Source organism: Komagataeibacter rhaeticus, assembly GCF_011611525.1.
Lineage (GTDB): Bacteria > Pseudomonadota > Alphaproteobacteria > Acetobacterales > Acetobacteraceae > Komagataeibacter > Komagataeibacter rhaeticus.
In genome coordinates this window covers 1,841,889-1,863,144 of the sequence record NZ_CP050139.1, presented here as the reverse complement: position 1 = coordinate 1,863,144, position 21,256 = coordinate 1,841,889, and the positions used below count along the sequence as shown (strand labels likewise).

At 65.1% G+C, this 21,256-nt stretch carries 19 protein-coding genes; 8 read left to right on the top strand and 11 right to left on the bottom strand.

Translation table 11 applies throughout. The features are described 5' to 3' along the window. Positions 1-33: 33 nt before the first annotated feature. Together GWK63_RS08430 and GWK63_RS08425 are read right to left on the bottom strand one after the other, a co-directional pair. Positions 34-1,467: a pyridoxal phosphate-dependent decarboxylase family protein gene (locus tag GWK63_RS08430; RefSeq protein ID WP_007400560.1), complete on the bottom strand. Its 1,434-nt coding sequence runs from the start codon at positions 1,465-1,467 to the stop codon at positions 34-36. A gap of 74 nt (positions 1,468-1,541) precedes the next feature. Beyond that, positions 1,542-2,501: a bile acid:sodium symporter family protein gene (locus GWK63_RS08425; RefSeq protein WP_040000114.1), complete on the bottom strand. Its 960-nt coding sequence runs from the start codon at positions 2,499-2,501 to the stop codon at positions 1,542-1,544. Positions 2,502-2,589: 88 nt separating this feature from the next. Between GWK63_RS08425 and GWK63_RS08420 the strand changes: the two genes are divergently transcribed. Next, positions 2,590-3,522, top strand: coding sequence for a hypothetical protein (locus GWK63_RS08420; protein ID WP_034928331.1), 933 nt, complete (start codon positions 2,590-2,592; stop codon positions 3,520-3,522). A 48-nt stretch (positions 3,523-3,570) separates the two neighbouring features. Here the strand turns inward: GWK63_RS08420 and GWK63_RS08415 are convergent, their stop codons facing one another. From GWK63_RS08415 to GWK63_RS08405, 3 genes are all read right to left on the bottom strand, one after another. Continuing rightward, positions 3,571-4,461 (bottom strand): alpha/beta fold hydrolase, encoded by an 891-nt coding sequence (locus GWK63_RS08415; protein ID WP_007400563.1) that lies wholly within the window; start codon positions 4,459-4,461, stop codon positions 3,571-3,573. Positions 4,462-4,661: 200 nt separating this feature from the next. Continuing rightward, positions 4,662-8,144: a transcription-repair coupling factor gene (mfd, locus tag GWK63_RS08410; RefSeq protein WP_007400565.1), complete on the bottom strand. Its 3,483-nt coding sequence runs from the start codon at positions 8,142-8,144 to the stop codon at positions 4,662-4,664. After that, a complete protein-coding gene (locus GWK63_RS08405; RefSeq protein WP_007400566.1) occupies positions 8,141-8,452 on the bottom strand; it encodes a succinate dehydrogenase assembly factor 2 in 312 nt (103 codons plus the stop codon). The genes mfd and GWK63_RS08405 overlap by 4 nt, the downstream gene beginning before the upstream one ends. A gap of 105 nt (positions 8,453-8,557) precedes the next feature. Between GWK63_RS08405 and recG the strand changes: the two genes are divergently transcribed. Further along, positions 8,558-10,705, top strand: coding sequence for an ATP-dependent DNA helicase RecG (gene recG, locus GWK63_RS08400; RefSeq protein WP_007400567.1), 2,148 nt, complete (start codon positions 8,558-8,560; stop codon positions 10,703-10,705). On the opposite strand, the gene acuR is transcribed toward recG, so the two are convergent. Next, complete coding sequence (acuR, locus tag GWK63_RS08395; RefSeq protein WP_223846502.1) at positions 10,644-11,375, bottom strand: acrylate utilization transcriptional regulator AcuR; 732 nt, start codon at positions 11,373-11,375, stop codon at positions 10,644-10,646. The genes recG and acuR overlap by 62 nt on opposite strands. Positions 11,376-11,754: 379 nt before the next feature. Between acuR and GWK63_RS17405 the strand changes: the two genes are divergently transcribed. After that, positions 11,755-12,444 carry a cold-shock protein gene (locus GWK63_RS17405; RefSeq protein ID WP_084149612.1) on the top strand — a complete coding sequence of 230 codons (690 nt, stop codon included), beginning with the start codon at positions 11,755-11,757 and terminating at the stop codon, positions 12,442-12,444. Positions 12,445-12,672: 228 nt separating this feature from the next. On the opposite strand, the gene smpB is transcribed toward GWK63_RS17405, so the two are convergent. From smpB to GWK63_RS08370, 4 genes are all read right to left on the bottom strand, one after another. Next, positions 12,673-13,167 (bottom strand): SsrA-binding protein SmpB, encoded by a 495-nt coding sequence (smpB, locus tag GWK63_RS08385; protein ID WP_007400571.1) that lies wholly within the window; start codon positions 13,165-13,167, stop codon positions 12,673-12,675. A 4-nt stretch (positions 13,168-13,171) separates the two neighbouring features. Continuing rightward, on the bottom strand, positions 13,172-14,050 hold the full coding sequence (dapA, locus tag GWK63_RS08380; RefSeq protein WP_034928339.1) for a 4-hydroxy-tetrahydrodipicolinate synthase: 879 nt from the start codon (positions 14,048-14,050) through the stop codon (positions 13,172-13,174). Positions 14,051-14,205: 155 nt separating this feature from the next. Further along, on the bottom strand, positions 14,206-15,051 hold the full coding sequence (locus tag GWK63_RS08375) for a prephenate dehydratase (RefSeq protein WP_007400573.1): 846 nt from the start codon (positions 15,049-15,051) through the stop codon (positions 14,206-14,208). Beyond that, positions 15,048-15,791: a 3-deoxy-manno-octulosonate cytidylyltransferase gene (locus tag GWK63_RS08370; protein ID WP_007400574.1), complete on the bottom strand. Its 744-nt coding sequence runs from the start codon at positions 15,789-15,791 to the stop codon at positions 15,048-15,050. The genes GWK63_RS08375 and GWK63_RS08370 overlap by 4 nt, the downstream gene beginning before the upstream one ends. A 143-nt stretch (positions 15,792-15,934) precedes the next feature. On the opposite strand from GWK63_RS08370, the gene GWK63_RS08365 reads away from it, so the two are divergent. The 4 genes from GWK63_RS08365 to GWK63_RS08350 all read left to right on the top strand — a co-directional run bounded on the left by GWK63_RS08365 (position 15,935) and on the right by GWK63_RS08350 (position 20,230). Next, on the top strand, positions 15,935-16,444 hold the full coding sequence (locus tag GWK63_RS08365; RefSeq protein WP_007400575.1) for a c-type cytochrome: 510 nt from the start codon (positions 15,935-15,937) through the stop codon (positions 16,442-16,444). Continuing rightward, positions 16,441-17,250: an inositol monophosphatase family protein gene (locus GWK63_RS08360; protein ID WP_007400576.1), complete on the top strand. Its 810-nt coding sequence runs from the start codon at positions 16,441-16,443 to the stop codon at positions 17,248-17,250. Before GWK63_RS08365 ends, GWK63_RS08360 begins: the two co-directional genes overlap by 4 nt. A 112-nt stretch (positions 17,251-17,362) precedes the next feature. Further along, positions 17,363-18,628, top strand: coding sequence for a phosphoglycerate dehydrogenase (gene serA, locus GWK63_RS08355; protein WP_007400577.1), 1,266 nt, complete (start codon positions 17,363-17,365; stop codon positions 18,626-18,628). A 162-nt stretch (positions 18,629-18,790) separates the two neighbouring features. Continuing rightward, positions 18,791-20,230 (top strand): glycoside hydrolase family 32 protein, encoded by a 1,440-nt coding sequence (locus GWK63_RS08350; RefSeq protein ID WP_007400579.1) that lies wholly within the window; start codon positions 18,791-18,793, stop codon positions 20,228-20,230. 34 nt (positions 20,231-20,264) lie between these two features. On the opposite strand, the gene GWK63_RS08345 is transcribed toward GWK63_RS08350, so the two are convergent. Then, positions 20,265-20,588 carry a superinfection immunity protein gene (locus GWK63_RS08345; protein ID WP_007400580.1) on the bottom strand — a complete coding sequence of 108 codons (324 nt, stop codon included), beginning with the start codon at positions 20,586-20,588 and terminating at the stop codon, positions 20,265-20,267. 150 nt (positions 20,589-20,738) lie between these two features. Between GWK63_RS08345 and GWK63_RS08340 the strand changes: the two genes are divergently transcribed. Then, complete coding sequence (locus GWK63_RS08340; protein ID WP_034928353.1) at positions 20,739-21,245, top strand: hypothetical protein; 507 nt, start codon at positions 20,739-20,741, stop codon at positions 21,243-21,245. Positions 21,246-21,256 lie beyond the last annotated feature (11 nt).

Sequence of the window (21,256 nt, the reverse complement as noted above, 5' to 3'; positions counted from 1 at the left end):
CCGCTCCGGTCATGGAGCGGGGTTTTTTCATGTTCAGGCCGCGACAAGCCTGCGGTCGGCCAGTTCCAGCAGGGCATCGAGCATGCGGTCGACATCGGCCGTGGTGGTGCGGTGGTTGACAATGGCGGCCCGCACCGCCTTGTGGCCGTTGATGATGGTGGTGGACGGTGCCGCGATCCCGCTTTCATGCAGGTCCTTCACCACCTCGCCATTGAAATGGTCCAGATCCGCTACGGGTGCGATGATGCGGAAGCACACGATATTCAGTGTGACCGGCGCCAGCAGTTCCAGCCGCGGGTTGGCTTCGACCATGCGGGCAAGATGGCGGGCTATGGCGCAGCAGTTGGCAATCATGTCCCCCATGCCATCCGCGCCATAGGTGCCCAGCGTCATCCAGACCTTGAGCGCCCGGAACCCGCGTGACAGGTCCGGCCCCAGGTCGCAGTACCATGGCGCATTGGTGGCAAGGCCACGGTCCTCACGCGCAAGATAGGCGCGTGACTGGGCAAAGGCCGCTGCCTGCGCGCCGGGCCTGCGTACCAGGATACAGCCCGCGTCGTACTGCACCTGTGCCCATTTATGGAAGTCGAAGGCAACACTGTCGGCGCGTTCCAGCCCGCGCAGCATCGGCCGCAGCGTGTCGGACAGCATGGCCAGCGCGCCGAATGCGCCATCGACATGAAACCAGATATTCTCCCGCGCCGCGATATCGGCCAGGCCATCCAGGTCATCAATCGCGCCGGTATCCACCGTGCCTGCCGTGCCAATCACCATGAACGGCTCCAGCCCCGCCGCGCGGTCACGGGCAATGGCCTGTTCCAGTTCGGGCAGGATCATGCGGTTATCCGCATCGATCCCGATCACGCGCAGGCTGTCGGTACCCAGCCCCGTCAGGTCGAAAGCACGGGATATGCAGCCATGGGCGGTGGCGGCGGCATAGCCTACCAGCGGGCGCGTGCCAACGCCCTGCGCGCGCAGGGCCAGCCCGTCCGGCACGGCGCGGCTGGCGGTGATCACGGCAATCATGTTGGCCATGGATGACCCGGTGACCAGCAGGCCCGTGGTTTCGGCCGGGAAGCCGCACATCTCGGCCGCCCAGCGGATGACCTCGCGCTCGACCTCGATCGGGGCATGGTCGCGGCCGCCGCAATTGGCGTTCAGCCCGCCCGCCAGCAGTTCGGCCAGCATGCCCACTGCGGTGCCCCCGCCATGCACCCAGCCCATGAAGCCGGGGTGGATGTTGCCGGTGGAATAGGGTTCCACCAGTTCACGGAAGCGGGCGTAGAGTTCCTGTGGCGGGGTGGGTTCGTGCGGCAGGCCGGTGCGCAGCTGTTCACGCAGGGCGGTGGGCATGGGCTGCCAGACCGGGCGCGCGCGCAGGGTGGACAGGCGGTTGAACATGTCATCCACCATCTGGTGGCCCAGTGCACGCAGCGCGTCCCAGTTATCCGGGTCCAGTCCTGTCATCTTTCCTACCCATCCATGCGGTTGTCTATGGCGTGCCTACATAGGGGGGATTGGGGCCTGCGTGCAATGCGGTGTCATTCCGTTCCTTCCGCCTGCGCGCCCAGGCGGCGGGCAAGGGTGGCGCAGACAAAAAGCTGGATCTGGTGGTAGATCATGACCGGCAGCACGATCAGCCCCACATCGGCATGCGCGAACAGCACGCTGGCAATCGGCACGCCCGATGCCAGCGATTTCTTGGACCCGCAGAACAGGATCGCCACCCTGTCCGCCCGCCCGAAGCCCCCCATGCGCCCCACCAGCCGCGTCAGCCCCAGCACGATGGCCAGGATGAGCATGTCCACCAGCGCCACGCGGGCCAGTTGCATGGGTGGCAGGCGGTGCCACAGCCCCTGCACCACCGCCTCGCTGAAGGCGGTATAGACCACAACGAGGATCGAACCCCGGTCGGAAAAGGACAGCAGCTTCCTGTGCCGGTGCGCCCATGCCCCGATCCATGGCTGCGCCACCTGCCCCGCGATGAAGGGGACGAGCAGTTGCAGCACGATCGGCCCGATGCCCCCGCCCCCTGCCGCCGCATGCCGCGCCAGTACAAGGCCGACCAGCAGCGGTGTCAGGAAAATGCCCAGTATGTTGGACAGCGTGGCCGAACAGATGGCCGCCGCCACGCTGCCGCGCGCAATCGAGGTAAAGGCGATGGAGGACTGCACGGTGGAGGGCAGGCAGCACAGGAAGAGCACCCCCGTCCACATCGGGCCGTCCAGCAGGCCGGGCACGAGGGCATGCAGCCCCATGCCCAGCAGGGGGAAAAGGGCAAACGTGCACAGCCCGATGGCCAGGTGGATTCGCCAGTCCATCATCCCCTCCACCACCGCGCGGCGCGACAGGCGCGCGCCCTGGAGGAAGAACATGTTCGCAATCATGATGAGGGCAAGCATGTTGAACACGCCCACCCCCGCGCCACGACAGGGCATGACGCTGGCCAGTATCACGGTGGCAAGCAGGCACAGGAGAAAAGAGTCGAGCTTGCGGAACATGATTGATGCCTGCGGTAGGAAACTGTGATGGCCGCCCATATCATATCGCATTGCATCTGGCCTGTAATCACGCCAACTTGTGCCGCAAATGAAGACATTCCTCCTTACCACCGCCATCGCCGCCCTGTCCTGCATCGGGGTGGCGCGGGCAACCGCCCTGCCCGCAACCTGTGGCCATGTTAGCATGGCCGCCAGCCAGCCCCATGGGGCCGGTTCCCTGTCCGGACATGGCTATGACCTGTCGCTTGCGGGTGACGAGGACCGGAAGTTCCACGCGACCGACATCGCGGCCACGGGCACGGGCCTTGACCCCCAGGCCCTGCGGGACATGGAGGACGTGGCCTCCCTCGTCATGCTTGCCACCCTGACCGGGCACCATTCGGAGGGATGCGCGCAGGCGTATTTCACCGCCGCCGCCACCCCCATCATGGAGGGCCTGCGCGCGGGGCGCAGCTATGACCTGACATGGCAGGACGGCCTGCTGACCAGCGGGCAGACAAAACTGTCCTTCCATCGCGCGCACCTGCATCTGGTTGGTGCCAGAAGCGACACTACGCCCGCCACGCTGACGCTGGATACGCAGGGCATTGGCATAACCGGCACCCACAATATCCTGCTGGCCAGCGCCCTGCCCCAGCAGGCCACGGCCAATGCCTCGGTCCCCGGTTCGGCGCTGGTACCGCTGGCCGCCGCCATTACCGGCCATCCGGGGCAGAATGTCATGGTGCCGCTGCATGTCTCCGCGCTGAACGCGCAGCGCGGCAGCATGCAGATCACGGGCAATGGCGATGCCAACCTGACCGGCAATACCGATGCCTCTTCCGCCACCGGGCACATACAGGTGCAGAACCTTGACGCAGTGATCGACACCCTGCGCAACGCGGGCCAGACACGCGCCAGTGCCGCACTGGTGCTGGCCAAGCTGTTCGGGCACAAGGCGGCATCGGGCGGTACGTCATGGGATGTAAGCTGGGAGGGCGGGGTCATGACCGTCAACCACATTCCCCTGCCCATTCATTAGGTCCGCGTTCACCGCCCTGCGGGAAACAGTGCCCGCGGCCCTGCCCTTTCAGCCATGCGGGGCCAGGAAAGGCTCGACTGCCTGCAGGAACTGCTGCGGCTGTTCTATGGCGGGCCCGTGACCGCATGCGGGGATCACGACCAGTCTGGCGCCCTTTATCCGGTTTGCGAAATCCTGGCCATCGGCAAGGGGTATGATCTGGTCATCGTGCCCCCAGACTACAAGCGTGGGAACCGTGATGCGCGCAATCTGCTCATCAAGGAAAGTCGCCGGATCATTGACATTGCGCAGGAAGCTGTCCTGCGTGTACTGGCTGCCTTCAGCAAGGCGGGTCTCGAAGGAGTCTTTCACCATCGCGTCGGTAATCAGGGCGTGATCATGGAACAGCACGCCCAGGCCAGTGCGCGTGCCCTCAATGGACAGGGCATGGCTGAAAGGCAGTGGTCCCTTGCTGAACAGGCTCTGGTGGCCCGCGGCATCGGTCAGCACCAGTTTTTCAGGTCGGGCCATGGCAGGATTGTTTTCCGCCTCTACCGTGTAAAGCCCTGCGATCCAGCCCCCCAGCGATTCACCGGCCAGCATGAAATGGGTGACATGGCGGGCCTTGAGGAAGCCATCAAGCATATCCACCCAGGTCTGCACGCCATAGGCGACCAGAGGCTTGTCCGACTGCCCGAAGCCGAGTTGGTCCATGGCCAGGACATGGTAATGTCGGGCCAGTTCGGGAATAACGTTGCCCCAGTCAAACCGCGCATTGCTGCCCAGACCATGCACAAGAACCAGATCGGGTCCGTGACCTGCCTCTATGAAGCGGATCGTCTGGCCATGTACGCGCACGCTCTGCATGCCGTCGGCCGCATGGGCGCAGGACAGGCCGCCCATCACGCCCGATACCAGCGCCAGTGCGCCTGCAAGGCGGCGTATCCCTTTATGAATCATGGCATCTCCATCCCTTTTTCCGCCCCGTTCCGAACAGCAGGAACGACGGGCCATGCAACGAAAGGGAGCGGCGCCAGCCGGGGCCGTTCGCTCCCGGCACAGAAATAGGATATCGGGCGGCGGCAGGCCATCAGAATCATTCTGAAATCGAAATAACGCCCTCGGGGCTTTCGATCCTGCGTATGCGGACCGGTCCCGGCCTAGGCCGGAACGGTCGTCCCCTCCTGCGCCAGCCTGACCAGTGCCGCAAGCACCTTGCGCGCCTGCGTGATGCGCTGGGCATTGGTCATTTCACGTATGACCGCAAGCTTGTGGTCGGGGCGCAGGCGGACATTGGCTTCCTTCTGCCGGGCAATCCACGCCACCAGTCCCGCCGGGTTGGCAAAGCTGTTGCCACGGAACTGGATGACCATGCCCTTTGGCCCGGCTTCCAGTCGCTCCACCCCTGCCTCGCGGCACATGCGCTTGAGTGTGACCACATCCAGCAGGTTGCGTACCTCATCAGGTAGCGTGCCGAAGCGGTCCACCAGTTCGGCCTCCATCGCTTCCACCTCCGCATCATTGGCCAGGCCCGCGATGCGGCGGTACAGCCCAAGGCGCACCGGCAGGTCGGTCACATAGCTGTCGGGTATGAGTACCGGCAGGCCAAGGATGATGTTGGGTGTCCAGTCGCGGTCCTGCAGCCTGCGCCGTCCCTTTTCGGTGCGCAGGTCGGCCACGGCGTCTTCCAGCATCTGCTGGTACAGTTCAATGCCCACTTCACGGATATGGCCCGACTGTTCATCCCCCAGCAGGTTGCCTGCCCCGCGCAGGTCAAGGTCGTGGGAGGCCAGCGTGAAGCCCGCCCCCAGTGTGTCCAGCGTCTGCATGACTTCCAGCCGCTTCTGGGCGGCGGCTGAGAGCACATGCGTCTGTGGCCATGTCAGGTAGGCATAGCCGCGCTGCTTGCCACGCCCCACGCGCCCGCGCAGCTGGTAGAGCTGGCCCAGGCCGAACATGTCGGCGCGGTGGATGATGAGCGTGTTGACCGCCGGCATGTCCAGCCCGCTTTCCACAATGTTGGTGGACAGCAGGATGTCGTATTTGCCGTCACTGAACTCGGTCATCACCCGTTCCAGTTCGGTCGGCGTCAGGCGGCCATGGGCCTGCACCAGCCGTGCATCGGGCACGATCTCGCTCAGGCGCGTGGCCATGCGGTCCAGATCCTCGATGCGTGGCACCACGCAGAAGACCTGCCCGCCACGGAAGCGTTCGCGCTGGATCGCCTCGCGGATCACCACGCTGTCAAAGGGCATGATGAAGGTACGCACGGCCAGCCGGTCGGTGGGGGGCGTTGCGATCAGGCTCATTTCCCGCACGCCGGTCAGGGCAAGCTGGAGCGTGCGCGGCAGCGGCGTTGCGGAAAGGGTAAGCACATGCACGTCCTCGCGCAGCGCCTTCAGCTTTTCCTTGTGGGCCACGCCAAAATGCTGCTCTTCATCCACGATCAGCAGGCCAAGGTCGGCGAATTTGACGGTCTTGGCCAGCAGGGCATGGGTGCCGATCACGATATTGACCGTGCCATCGGCCAGGCCCTTGCGCACGGCTGTCGCCTCCTTTGGCGTGACCATGCGCGACAGTTGCGCCACATTGACCGGCAACCCGGCAAAGCGGGCGGAGAAGGTGCGGTAATGCTGGCGCGCGAGCAGCGTGGTCGGCACCACAACCGCCACCTGCGCGCCCGACATGGCGGCAACGAACGCGGCCCGCAGCGCCACCTCCGTCTTGCCAAAGCCCACATCACCACAGACCAGCCGGTCCATGGGTTTGCCCGATGCCATGTCGTCCAGCACGTCGGCTATGGCGCGGGACTGGTCCTCGGTCTCGACAAAGGGGAAGCGGGCGCAGAATTCATCCCACATCCCGTCCTCCGGTGTCAGCGCGGGCGCTTCACGCAGGGCACGGGCGGCGGCGGTGCGGATCAGTTCGCCCGCCATGTCGCGGATGCGCTGCTTCATCTTCGCCTTGCGCGACTGCCACGACACGCCACCCAGCCTGTCCAGCGCCACATGCGCCTGGTCCGAGCCGAAGCGGCTGAGCAGCTCGATGTTCTCGACCGGCAGGAACAGCTTTTCGTTGCCATCATAGATCAGGCGCAGGCAGTCATGCGGTGCGGTACCCACGCCGATGGTCTCCAGCCCGTCATAGCGGCCGATGCCATAATCCTGATGGACGACCAGATCGCCTTCCGCAATTTCGGAGGCTTCGGCTATGAACTGGTCGGCTTTCTTGCGGCGGCGGGGCGGGCGCGAGATCCGCTCGCCCAGCAGGTCCTGTTCGGAAACAAAGGCAAGATTGTCAGCGACAAAGCCACGTTCCAGCCCCAGCGTAAGCAGCCCCACGGTGCCGGGCCTGAGCTTCTGCGCCTCTTTCCATGTGGCGAAGCCCTGGACCGGCAGGCGGTATTCACGCAACAGCACGCCAATACGCTCGCACGAGCCACGGCTCCATGCGGTCACATACGCGCGGCGGCCGGTCTGCGCCCATTCCTCCACCTTCGCATGCAGCATGGGGAAGACGTTCTCGCGCCCGTCGGTCACGCTTTTGGCGAACATCTGCCCCGGCCTGCCGCCCGCATCCATGCCCGGCGCGCCATCGGGCTGGGCAAAGGGCATGAACACCACGGCCTTTTTGCCCACCAGCAGGGCGTCCCACCCCTTGCGGTCAAGATACATCAGGTGCGGCGGCAGGGCGCGGTAGGGCACTTCCCCTTCCCGCGTGGGCTGCCTGCGGGCATCGTAATGGTCGGCAATCATTTCCAGCCGCGTGGCGAGCACTTCCTCGGCCTGGTTGGCCAGCGAGATGGAGACACCGGGCATGTAATCCACCAGCGTTTCCATCTGTTCATGGAACAGGGGCAGCCAGTGCTCCATGCCCGCGTGGCGCCTGCCATCGGATATATGCTGGTACAGCGGGTCACTGGCCGCCGCCGGGCCAAACAGGTCGCGCCAGCCGGTGCGAAAGCGCGAAATGGCCGCGGGGTCGAGACTGAAATCGGCCACCGGGCGCATGGTCAGGCTGGTGATCTTCGCGGTCGAGCGCTGGGTGCCGGGATCAAACCGGCGGATGTTCTCCACCTCGTCGCCGAACAGGTCAAGGCGTACGGGTTCGCTCTCGCCCGCGGGGAAAATGTCGAATATGCCACCGCGCGTTGCGAACTCACCCTGTTCCATCACCGTGTCGGTGCGGTTGTAGCCATGGGCGATGAGCAGTTCCATCAGGAACGGGGCATCAAGGCTTTCCCCGGCCGTAATCGTGATGGACTGCCCGGCAAAGGCGGCACGCGGGGCCACGCGCTGCACCAGCCCCATCACCGTGGTCAGCACGATGCGGGGCCGGTCCGCCTTTTCCAGCAGTCGGGTCAGCGTTGCCACCCGCTCCGCCACGATGGCGGGATTGGGGGAGACGCGGTCATACGGCAGGCAGTCCCATCCGGGAAAACGCAGGATTTCCGCATCGGGTGCTACAAAGGCCAGCTGGTCGGCAACGCGGGCCAGGCCCGCATCATCGCGGCAGACATGCAGCACGGGGCCAGGCCCCTCGCGCAGCCTTCGTGCAAGCAGGAACGCGTCATATCCATCCGGCACGCCCCATACGGGCAGGGGCGCGTCGGGTGCCAGGGAGAAGCCTGCCGTCGTGTTCATTTTCCGCCCCGGATCGCGGCAAGACGGGCGGGATCGGTGGCGTCGGCCATGATTTCCTTCATCATGGGGGTGTTCAGTTCCTCCGGCACGGGGCGGCGGCCGCTCAGCCAGTCCGCCAGATCGGCGTCCGGCAGGTCCATCACCGCTTCCAGCGCGTCCAGCTGGGCTTCGGTCATGCCTTCCAGCCGGGGGGCGACAAAGCCGCCAATCAGCACATCGGTCTCATGCGTGCCACGATGCGTGGCGCGGTAATAGATCTTCCGGCGTCGTGTATCGAGACGGGAGAGGTCTGGCGTTCTGGCTTCCATTGCGTTCCACCCCTGTATGGTTGTGTTTTGTTCCGTAACGCAGGTGTCCTATAGCCCTCATGCGGGCATCTGTCAGCCCGCAAGACCAGCATGCCACCCCGCAGGATGAACCGCCGCGTGTCCGATCCCACTGCCCCGTTCCCCAATCCCCTTCTTGCCCCGTTACTTGCGGGCGTGGACAGCCTGAAGGGCGTGCGGCCCGCCACCGCCCGGCTGCTGGCGCGGGTTGCGGGTGGCGCGCGGGTGATCGACCTTCTGTTCCACCTGCCGGAATCGGTGGTGGACCGGCGCTACCGCCCCAACCTGCGCACTGCCGAGACGGGGCGCGTGTGCACGCTGCATGTCACGGTCAGCCGCGTGGTGCCCCCCGCGCCCGGCGGCGGCCGGGGCAGGCGGCCATGGCGTGTGCTGGTCAGTGACGGCACGGGGGATGCGGAGCTGGTGTTCTTCTCCCCCCATCTGGTGCGCAGGCTGGAGGCGGGTCAGGACATATGCGTATCGGGCACGCTGGAGCGGTTTGGGGAGCGGTTGAACATGGCGCACCCGGATTATCTTGTCCCGGCCGCCCGCATGGGCGAGATCCCGCTGCTTGATCCGGTCTGGCCGCTTACGGCGGGGCTGTTTTCCAGTCAGGTGCGCTCTGCGGTCAGGGCTGCGTTCGATATTTTCCCCCCCCTGCCCGAATGGCAGGATGCCACCGTGCTCAGGCAGCGCAGGTGGCCGGGATTCGAGGACGCGCTGCGCACGCTTCACCGCCCCTGTGACCTGCCCGAACTGATGGAAGGTGACGCGCTGGTCGCCGCATCCGAACGCGCCCGCGCCCGCCTTGCCTGTGATGACCTGCTGGCCCAGCAGGTGGCCATGGCGCAGGCGCGCAGGCTCAACCGCCTGCGGCCGGGGCGCGCCGTTGCGGGCGATGGCAGCCTGCGCCGGGTGGCGCTGTCGCGCTTCGGGCATGAACCGACCACGGCACAGGTCCGCGCCCTTGCGGAAATCGATGCGGATCTGGCCGCGCCGCGCCAGATGACGCGGCTGTTGCAGGGGGATGTCGGTGCGGGCAAGACGCTGGTTGCCCTGCAGGCCATGCTGGGCGCGGTTGAAGCCGGGCATCAGGCCGCGCTTATGGCGCCGACCGAGATCCTGGCCCGCCAGCATCTGGCGACGTTTACAAAACTCTCACCCGTGCCCGTGGCCTTCCTGAGCGGGAGCGTGAAAGGCAAGGCCCGGCGGGAAGCACTGGCCCGCATTGCCGATGGCACGGCGCGGCTGGTCATCGGCACGCATGCCCTGTTTCAGGAAAGCGTGGTGTTCCAGGACCTTGCCCTTGCCGTGATTGACGAACAGCACCGCTTTGGCGTGGAACAGCGCGCCATGCTGGGCGAAAAAGGCCCCCAGACCGATGTGCTGGTCATGACCGCCACCCCCATCCCGCGCAGCCTGCTGCTGACGCAGTGGGGGGACATGCAGGTCAGCCGGCTGGATGTGAAACCGGCCGGCCGCAAGCCGGTGCGCACGTCGCTGCATGCGCTGTCGGCCATGGATGACCTGCTGGCGGGGATGGAACGCGCACTGGCGCGTGGCGCGCGCATATTCTGGGTCTGCCCGCTGGTGAGCGAGAGCGAGACGACTGACATCGCCGCCGCCGAAGCCCGCCATGCGGCACTGGCCGCGCATTTCGGGGCGGAATCGGTGGGTCTTGCCCACGGCCAGCAGGACATTGCCCTGCGTGAGCAGGCCATTGCCGATTTTGCGGCGGGACGGACGCGCATCCTTGTGGCCACGACGGTGATCGAGGTGGGGGTGGACATACCCGACGCTACGGTCATGATCATCGAGCATGCCGAGCGTTTCGGCCTGGCCCAGCTGCACCAGCTGCGCGGCCGCGTGGGGCGCGGGCGGGCTGAATCCTACTGCCTGCTGCTGCATGACAGCGCGCTGGGCCAGACCGCGCGGCGCAGGCTGGCGCTATTGCGTGAGACGGAAGACGGGTTCCTGATCGCTGACGAGGATTTCCGCCTGCGCGGCGGTGGCGACGTGGCGGGACGGCGGCAGTCGGGCCTGCCGGACATGCGGCTGGCCAGCCCCCTGCATGTGGACATGCTGCTGACCCTTGCCGCACAGGACGCAAGGCGCCTGGTCGACACCCCGCCCGACCAGCGCCCCCCTGCCCTGCGGGCGCGTGAGCCTGCCGTCAGTTTGCTGCTTGAACTGTTTTCTCGGGCGCGGGCCGTGCGGGCGATACGCGCGGGCTAGGCCGGGCCGCGACAGGCAGGCTGACACCCAGCTGCTGCGCCGTCTGCGCCAGGTAGAAGCTGGCGAACAGTTCCAGCGGGGCGGCATCATGCGTCATGCGGGCATGCAGCACCGCCCCTTCCCATCCGATCCAGAAATAACGCGCAAGCGCCGTGCACAGCCGCTTCTGCCCGGCGGTGGGATGGGGGGCGAATGAATCGAGCAGGCAGGTGGCCACGCGCTGTTCCCATTCGCGCATGATGGCCAGTAGCTGGCCGTTGAACGAATCGGGCAGGGTGTCGATTTCCTGGCTCAGGTTGCCGATCAGGCACCCACGGCGGAAGCCGTGACGCTGCATGCCCGCTTTCGCGTCATGCATGAAATTGAGCAGGCGCTGCAGCGGCGGTTCCGTGCGGTCGGTCAGCCACAGATCCAGCTTTTCATTGAAATAGGCGGCATAATACTCGATCAGCGCCTGACCGAACTCTTCCTTGCTGCTGAAGCAGTAATAGAACGACCCCTTGGATATGCCGGTGGCGTTCAGCACGTCATCGACACAGGTGGAGGAAAATCCCTTTTCTGTCAGCAGCCCGACGCCCGCGCGTACCAGCATGGCGCGCGTGCCCTCGGGTGCACGGGCGGTCTTTGGCGGTCGGCCCCGACCGCGCCGGGGGGGGATGGTATTGGACATGAACGGTTTTCTTACCAGAGGAGAAAATACGACAGGGCGATGTCTTTCCACGATAATGTGCGAGTGAGAATGGAATGCAAGGAGAATTGCTGAATTTTATCTGCAACTTTGTGATTACATCTTTTTGCATTCCTGCCCCTCACAAACCGTTCAGAATGAAAATTCGTGTGGCAACCATCATGCGGAATATGCTTTGGTGTTGTTGATGCCGATGCGATTTATGCTAGGGTCACCGCAGGAGTAGAGAATGTTTTCCTGATCCGGTCCGCCCGCATCCGCGGTAACGCCAGACAGGCCAGACTCTATCCCGCAAACGTGCTTTCATTCGGTGGTGTTCCGAAAGGGAACATCCGCCACCTAGACCTCGGGATTACGACCGTTGAGAAGTAACAGGACCGACCGCAGCTCCCGCTCCCCGCGCCGCGGCGGGTTTGACGACGATTTCATGTCGTCGCCTTCATTTGGTGACCGCGGCAGCGCCCCGCCGCCGCGCCGCTCCTTTGGTGGTGGAGGTGGTGGTCCGCAGATCGTCGCATCCGGGCCGGAAATCAGCGCCACTGTAAAGTGGTTCAACAGCGAAAAAGGCTTCGGCTTTGTCGAGCTGTCCGACGGGTCGGGTGACGTGTTCCTGCACGCCAATGCCCTGAACCCCACCGGCCATGCCACGGTCGCCCCCGGAACCACGCTGGTGGTGCAGATCGGTCAGGGCCCCAAGGGCCGCCAGGTCGCCGCCGTCCTTTCCGTTGACGAAAGCACGGCCCAGCCCGAGCGCCCGCGCGGTCCGGCAGGCTTCGGTGCGGCAGGTGGCGCGCGTGGCGGGTTCTCCCGTTCCGGTCGTCCCGCCCCCGACCTGTCCCATGCGCAGGACATGCGTGGCACGGTCAAGTGGTACAATGCCACCAAGGGTTTTGGTTTCATCACGCCGGAAAATGGCGGCAAGGACATTTTCGTCCATGCGTCCGCCCTGGAACGTTCGGGCCTGTCCGGGCTGACAGAAGGCCAGACGGCGAACGTGCAGGTTGTCGAAGGCCAGAAAGGCCCGGAAGCAGCAGCACTGTCGGTTGACTGATTGCCGCTTTCATTCCCTTCCGCCATGGCGGAAGGGAATGGGTGGATAAAGAAAACAGGGCCATCCCGGCTGGGGTGGCCCTGTTTTTTATTGCCCGGTAATGGTCTGCCGCATTGCGATGTAGCTTCCTGCACGCCGCAGCGGCGCTGCGGAACCGGTCATGGGCCGTAAATGCAACGGGTGGTGCAGGTGTTTCCAGAGGGGTGCGGTTCCCCATGGTGCACGCGTTTAATCGTCGCGCCCCTTGTTGCGGATCAGGCGGGCCTTGTCGCGTGCCCAGTCACGGTCGGCTATGGCCTGGCGCTTGTCGGCCTTCTTGCGCCCCTCACCCACGCCCAGCGTCAGCTTGGCCAGGCCACGGCTGTTGAAATGGATGTCCAGCGGCACAAGGGTCACGCCATTGCGCGCCGTCTCGCCCAGCAGCTTGTCCACCTGCTTTTTGTGCAAAAGCAGCTTGCGCGGTGCGCGCGGTTCAAAGCGGGACAGCACCCCGCCCTGATATTCGGGGATGTAGCTGTTGATCAGCCACAGCTCGCCGTTGCGCTCACCGGCATAGGCTTCGTTTATGGTGGCCCGGCCCATGCGCAGGCTCTTGACCTCCGGCCCTTTCAGCACCAGCCCGGCTTCCACCGTCTCGACAATGGTGTAGTTGAAGCGGCCCTTGCGGTTCTGGGCGGCGATCCCGGTGGAGATCATGCCGCTGCCCCTGTTTTTTGCTGCCATGTGCCTAGCCCAGCAGTCCGACCGCATCGAGGGCAGCCTTGACCTGCGTGCGGCCCGCATCGCTCAGGGGGGCAAGCGGCAGGCGGCAGGTCTCGCCCATAAGCCCCAGCACGCTGGCCGCGAATTTCGCGGGTACGGGGTTGCTTTCACAGAACAGCGCATCGTGCAGGGGCAGCAGGCGGTCCTGCAGTTCCATGGCATTCATCACGTTGCCGTCCGCCCAGCTCTGCTGCACCTGCGCGCACAGGGCGGGGGCGACGTTGGCGGTCACACTGATGCAGCCATCGCCCCCTGCGGCCAGGAAGGAAACCGCTGTTCCGTCCTCGCCCGAGATCTGGTTGAACGGCTTCTTCACCGCCCGGCGCACCAGCAGCGGGCGCAGGAGATTGGCGGTGGAATCCTTGACCCCGATGATGTTGGGGTGCTGGGCCAGGCGGGCCATTGTCTCGACCGATATGTCGATGACCGAACGGCCGGGAATGTTGTACAGGATGATGGGAATGCCAATGGCATCCGCAATGGTCATGAAATGGCGGTACACCCCTTCCTGTGTGGGCTTGTTGTAGTAGGGCGTGACCACCAGAACGGCTGCCGCCCCCGCGCGCTGGGCCTGCTGGGCCATGCCCACGGCTTCCGCCGTGCTGTTGGAACCGGCCCCCGCGATGACCGGAACCCGCCCGGCAACCGACTTGATGGTGAATTCCACTACCTGCGCATGTTCATCATGCGTAAGCGTCGGGCTTTCCCCTGTTGTGCCGACCGGGACCACGGCACTGGTGCCCTGCTGGACCTGCCAGTCGATGAAGCGGCCCATGGAGGGCAGATCCAGCGATCCATCCTTATTCATGGGGGTAAGAAGGGCGGTAATGGAACCCTTGAACATGGCTGTTTCCACCTGGATCCTGTATCTTTTTTCTATGCGGGCGCCACCGGGCTGGCATTCCCGCGGTATCGTCTGGCTGCCCCGTCTCGCGCATTACTATACAGGTAATACGCCACCGGGGGCAAAACATGGTGGCATGCTCCCCTGCCGCCCGCTCATGTCTGGCGACGGAAGGCGGAGGCTGGATAGACGCCCAGGATCTCCTGCTGTTCCGCAAAGAAGGAGAGTTCCCGCAGGGCTTCCGCCAGGGGGGGTGTGTCAGGGTGGCCTTCCACGTCCAGCAGGAACTGGGTGGCGGAAAAGGAACCTTCCAGCATGTAGCTCTCCAACCGGGTCATGTTCACCCCCGTCGTGGCGAAACCGCCCAGGGCCTTGTACAGCGCACCCGCATGGTTGTTGATGCGGAAGAGCAGCGTGGTCATGTAATCCGACCCCGCCGGGGGCAGGGCCACGGGCCTGCGTGAGGCGATATAGAAGCGCGTGGTGTTGTGCGCGGCGTCTTCCACATTGCGGCGCAGGATTTCCAGCCCGTTCAGCTCCGCCGCCAGGGCGGAGGCCACGGCCACGTCTTCCCTGCGGCCCCACTCACGCACCATTTCGGCCGCACCGGCGGTATCGAACTCCACCACCGGCTCCAGTCCCAGTTCGGCAATCACGCCGCGTATCTGCGCCATGGCCACGGGATGGGTATGCACCCGTTTTGCCGCACCCAGCGTGCTGCCCGGCACGCCCATCAGGCAGTGCTCCACACGCTGGAAATGTTCACCCACAATGAACAGCCCCGCCTGCGGCAGAAGGGCATGGATGTCGGGGACCCGTCCCGCCAGGCTGTTCTCGCACGCCAGCATGGCCTGATCTGCCAGCCCGTCATGCACGGCGCCGATGGCCTGGGCAAAGGTCTGGCATGGCAGGGTGGCCCAGCCGGGCCGCGCGGTGCGGCAGGCCAGATCCGAATAGGCGCCCGGACGGCCCTGGAAGGCGATGATGCCCGGCCTGCTCATGCCGCGACCCCCAGTGTCCGGCGCGCCCGCTCCAGGTCGGCCGGGGTATCCACGCCAAAGGGGGCGGTGCCGATGCGTGCGCAGCCTATGGTCATGCCCGCTTCCAGCGCGCGGAGCTGTTCCAGCTTCTCACGTTGTTCCAGCCCGCTTTCGGGCAGGCTGACAAAGCGGGCCAGCGCCGCGCGGCGATAGGCGTAAATGCCGACATGATGCCATAGCGGCCCCTGCCCCCACGGGATGGGCAGGCGGGAGAAATACAGCGCGCGCGCCACGTCCGCCCCGCCATGGGGGTCAAGGCTGCACGCGACCTTGACCACTGACGGGGCTTCCGCTTCCGCCCTGTCACGCACCGGGGCGACAAGGGTTGCGATATCGGTCGTGGCATCGTCCAGCGGGCGCAGGACGGCGCGCAGGCATTCCGGCGCCACACCCGGCAGGTCGCCCTGCAGGTTGATGATGGTGTCATGCGCCCCGGCCGGGTCCAGCCTGCACAGCGCCTGCCAGATCCGGTCGGAACCCGATGGCAGGCTGGCATCGGTCAGGATGGCGGTGCCGCCCGCCCGTTCCACGACTTCCGCGATCTCACGCTCCGCCGTGGCAACGGCCACGGGGCCAATCCCTGCCGCCTGCGCGCGCCTGAGCACATGCACGATCATGGGATGGCCGGCAATGTCGGCAAGGGGCTTGCCCGGCAGGCGGGTCGAGGCCATGCGGGCGGGTATCAGGACAATGGGGTTCATGGGATCTGGGTCTGGGCCATCCGTAATCTGTAGCGATGGCAGGGGGCCCGCCGCCGCGCGCCCCGCGTGCTTCACACAGGGCGCGCGGCAGTCTAGGTAAGGAGCGGTTTTCATGCAACCACAGTGGAAGGGTGCGGCATTTCATGGATAGCGTAAGGCTCAACCAGCTTGGGGCGGCCTGTCTCATTGCCGTGCTGGCGGTGGGCGCAAGCTGGGGGATTGCCCATACGGCGGTGCCTGAACCCCTGCCCGCCCGGCCCGGCGTGGCCATACCCCGCCCCCCCGCCGCACGGCAGGGGCCATCCATTGATGAACTGGTGGCCAGGGCCAGTGTGGACAGGGGCCACGGCATTGCCGAACGGCAATGCGCGATGTGCCACAGCATGGCCCCCGGCGGCCCCGCCATAATCGGGCCGGACCTGTACGGCGTGGTGGGCACGCATGTGGGGGACATACCGGGCTATGAATTCTCGGACGCGCTGAAGGCGCACAGGGACGAGACATGGACCAGCACCACCTTGTCCGCCTGGTTGAAGGGACCGGCGGAATACGCACCGGGCACCAAGATGTCCTTTCCCGGCATTGAGTCCGATACCGACCGGGCGGATGTCATCGCCTATCTGCGCAGCCTGCACCCGGAGAAGCCGGAATGACCGCCCTCCCCCCCGACTTCCCGCATGATGCCGTAATGGAAGCCGCCACCGCCGCCGCCGATGTGGCGCGCAGTGTGGTGCTGCCCTTCTTCCGCCGTGGCGTGCGTGCGGATGACAAGGCCGATGCCAGCCCCGTCACCGTGGCCGACCGCACGGCGGAGCGCGCGATTCGCGCTGTACTGTCCGAACGCCTGCCCGGTTTTGGCCTGATGGGGGAGGAATTCGGGCTGGAGGCGGCCGCAAGCCCCTATCGCTGGGTCATTGACCCGATTGACGGCACGCGGGCCTTCATTACCGGAAGGCCCACCTTCGGCACGCTGATCGCCCTGCTGCATAACGATGTGCCGGTGCTGGGCCTGATCGACCAGCCGGTCACGGGCGAGCGGTGGATCGGCCTGCGTGGCGCGCCCACGCGCTACCTGTCCGCCCTGCCCGGTCATCCTGCCACGCGCGCCTGCGCGCAGGTGGCGGCAGCCGAACTGTCCTGCACCGCGCCGGAAATACTCGATGCCCCCCACCGCCCCGGCTTTGACGCCCTGGCCGCCGCCGTCCGGCGCACAAGCTGGGGGGGGGACTGTTATGCCTACGGCCTGCTCGCGCTGGGGCAGATCGACATCATTGCCGAATGCACCATGAAGATATGGGACTGGGCCGCCCTTGTACCGATCGTGGAAGGGGCCGGCGGCCGCATGACCGACTGGTCGGGCCAGCCCCTGCGCGCCGATGGTGACGGCACGGTCCTGGCGGTGGGTGACGGGCGCCTGCTGCCCCGCGTCACGGCCCTGCTGGACACGCCTGCGGCGTAACCCGCCGCATAAGGCCCATGGGCCAATTTGCATCTTTCCCCTAGCGGGCGGGCGGCCAATCGGATAGGGACGACCCACCCTGACGAGTGTACCAAAAGCGGGAGCACGTGACATGACCAGCCAACCCAACGGCCACCTTTCCCTTCCCAAGGACAAGATCCGCATCCTGCTGCTTGAGGGCATACATGACAGTGCCGTCAACCTGCTGAAGGATAACGGGTACGAAAACGTAACCCGCCTCAAGACCGCCCTGGAAGGCGAAGCGCTGGAGAAGGCGCTGGAAGGCGTGCATATTGTCGGTATCCGCTCGCGCACGCAGCTGACGCGCGAAGTGATCGAGAAGGCGGATCGCCTGATCGCCATCGGCTGCTTCTGCATCGGCACCAACCAGGTTGACCTGGGTGCGGCGCGTGAGGCGGGCATTCCGGTCTTCAATGCCCCCTACAGCAACACCCGCTCGGTGGCCGAACTGGTGATGGGCGAGATCGTGATGCTGATGCGTCGCATCTTCCCCAAGTCGGAAGAATGCAACGCCGGCATCTGGAAGAAATCCGCCACCAACAGCTGGGAAGTGCGCGGCAAGACGCTGGGTATCGTGGGCTATGGTTCCATTGGCTCGCAGCTTTCCGTTCTGGCCGAAGCCTTTGGCATGCGCGTGTTCTATTACGATGTGATCGACAAGCTGGTGCATGGCAACGCCACCCCGGTCGACACGCTGGAGCACCTGCTGGGCGTCAGTGACGTAGTCAGCCTGCATGTGCCCCAGACGCCCGAGACCGCCGGCATGATCGGCGAAGCCCAGATCCGTGCGATGAAGAAGGGGTCCTTCCTGATCAACAACGCGCGCGGCAATGTGGTCGACCTTGATGCGCTGGCCGCGGCCCTGAAGGACGGACACCTGCTGGGTGCGGCCATTGATGTATTCCCCAAGGAGCCCAAGCAGGCGGGCGAGGCGCTGGAAACCCCGCTGCGTGGCCTGGACAACGTGATCCTGACCCCGCATATCGGTGGCTCCACGGCGGAAGCGCAGGAGCGCATTGGCGTGGAAGTGGCGCGCAAGCTGGTGGAATATTCCGATATCGGCTCCACGCTGGGCGCGGTCAATTTCCCGACCGTGCAGCTGCCCGAAAACCCGCATGGCACGCGCTTCATGCATGTGCACCGCAACGTGCCGGGCATCATGCTGCAGATCAACGAGATCTTCTCCTCTGAATCCTGCAACGTGACCGCGCAGTACCTGCAGACGGCGGGTGAACTGGGCTACGTGGTGGTCGAGGCCGATACCGGCCGCGATGTGGAAAAGGACAACCGTATCCTTGACCGCCTGCGGGCACTCAAGGGCACGCTGCGGGCACGGCTGCTGTACAAGCAGCAGTAAGCCGTTTTTTCCGTTAAAGACCAAAAAAAGGGGGCGTGCCGCAGGGCGCGTCCCCTTTTTCATGTGGGGTTGCGCGGGGCGGGTCGTGGCATATCTGCGGGGCCTTGTCAGGGGCGGGCATGCTGGCCAATAGTAACGATACCGAAATGGACTGAGGAAGAAATGCCCGAAATTTCCCGGCGTTCCGTCATTGGCGGTCTTGGCATGCTTTCCTGCACAGTCGGGTGGAAGGTGCAGGCACGGCCGTCACGCCTGCCCCCGGCGCAGGCCCTGGCCAGCGACCCGCTGCGCCCGCAATACCATCTGCTCGCCCCCTATGGCTGGATGAACGACCCTTGTGGGCCTGTCTGGGCGGCAGGGCGCTATCACATGTTCTACCAGTGGGGGCCTGACAAGGCGGCTTTTGGCGATATCCACTGGGGGCATGCGACCAGCACGGACCTTGTGCACTGGCGCAACCTGCCTGCCGCGCTGGCTCCCGTGCCCGGTGGCCCGGATGCACAGGGCGTATTCAGTGGCAGCGTGGTAATCGATGGCAACCGGGCGGTGGCGTTCTATACCGGCATCGAGCCGTCAGTGCAGTGCATGGCCACATCTGACCTGGACATGATGCACTGGACGCGCCACCCGGTGCCCGTTATCGCCACCCCGCCCGATGGATTGCAGGTGGAGGGATTTCGTGACCCGATGGTGTGGAAGCAGGCAACCCGGTGGTGCATGGTACTGGGTGCCAACGTGCATGCTTCCCCCACGGGGCCGGGTGGCGTCGTGCTGTTTTACGACAGCCCCGACCTGCTGACATGGACATACCGCAAGGTTCTGTACGGGCCGACCCATATCCCTGGCGGGTATGACGATGCAATCGAATGTCCGGACTTTTTTGCGCTCGATAACAGTCAGGTCCTTGTCTATTCACTGGCCGATGCGGTTTATGCCGCCGTGGGCACGTTCGTCCGGGATGATTTTCGCCCCCGTCATGTCGTGCAACTGGGTTATGGCCGGTTCTATGCCGCGCGCAGCATGCTGGATGCCACGGGCAGGCGCGTGCTGTGGGGCTGGATTCAGGAAAAGCCGGAACGGGCCAAGGCCGCCATGCAGGCGGGGTGGAGTGGCGTGATGTCCCTGCCGCGCGTCATGAGCATCGGGGCGGATGGCCATGTAAGGGTTGACCCGCACCCCGCCATCGCCATGCTTGAGGGCGCGATGTTCATGCAGGGCGATGGCCGGGTGCCGGGCCATGCCGAGGGGCCGAATGCCCGTATCCGCGTCTCCTTTTCCGCCATGGCGGCGGGGCGGATCACCTTTGGCAACCGCGATGCGTTCCTTGACCTTGATTATGATCCTTACCGGCCCGGGCGCGAACTGATTGCCAATGGGGAAGCCGCCCCACTACCCCTGGCTGAACAGGGCATGCTCGACATTCTGGTCGATGCGTCGGTCATTGAGATCTTTACGTCCAGTGGCATCTCCCTCAGCGCGCGCGCCTATGGTGACCCAGCGGGACCGTTCGTACTGAAGATGGAAGGTACATTCGCACGCGCATCCGTACAGGCACGGCACATGAACCCCATTTCACCGGACCGGCTTACGACGGAGCCCTGAAGGCCGCCCGGCCCGCAAAGGGGGCAGCCTGATGCTATGGCGTGCCAAGGAAGGTCTGCCCATTGTGGCGCAGGCGGGCATGGCGGGCGGCATCCGTCTCCAGCATGCAGGCCATCAGCAGGGCAATGACCCAGCCAATGCCGGTCATGCCCAGCGTGCAGTTCACCACGGCGACCACCGCCGCATTGTGCACCCTGCGCCGGCAGGCGATAAAGGTGGGCAGCAGGAATGCAAGAATGCCAAGCATGCATGCCATGCCCAGACCCAGCACAAGCGTCGTGCCGATTTCAAGTCCCGTGCCCTGCACGGACTGCCAGCCGCGGTAAATCTCGTAAGTGGTGGGAACATGGATATTCATGGCGGTTCGTGCTAGTCCTGAACGCAGGCGTGCTGGCGGGGCGTATGGTGCGCCGGGGTCCGGCATGCAGCCCGCATGGGCGGGAAAAGGCCAATCTATCAGGATTTTCTACAGTGCGCAGTCTTATCGGCCCTTGTTGGGGGGCAACCTGTGATCTGGGGTGATTTCCAGGCGGTCATCCAGCTTTCGGCGGGATTGAATGTCGCCATTCTCAGCTTTGTCGATATCAGCCTGCCCGCCATAAAGGAACGCAGGCGCGTCTTTTCCAAGGCCCGGCAGGAGCTTGAACTGCACCGGGGCGGCACGGATCACCAGCATCCCGATGATGCCGAGGACTACGCGGCAGCGGTGCAGGAAATGGACCGCAAGCTGTTCGTGCTATGGCAGGAATCCTCCACCTTCATCCGCGAGGAGGAATCGCTCATCCGTTCCACCGGCGTGCTGGGCGTGTTCGGCGCCGTCATCAGCCTGGGGCTGCTGTGGTATTCGGCCGAGCATTACAGCGGCACCATATCGCTTATGGGCCGGGTGCTGATCATCCTGTCCTTCTGTTCGCTGCTGGGGGCGTTCCTGATCAATTTCATGACCGCCTCGCAGGCCGCCGTATTTACCAAGAAGTGCAACAGCATCCGTGAGGAAATGCACAAGCGCCTGTAGCCGGCATGGCG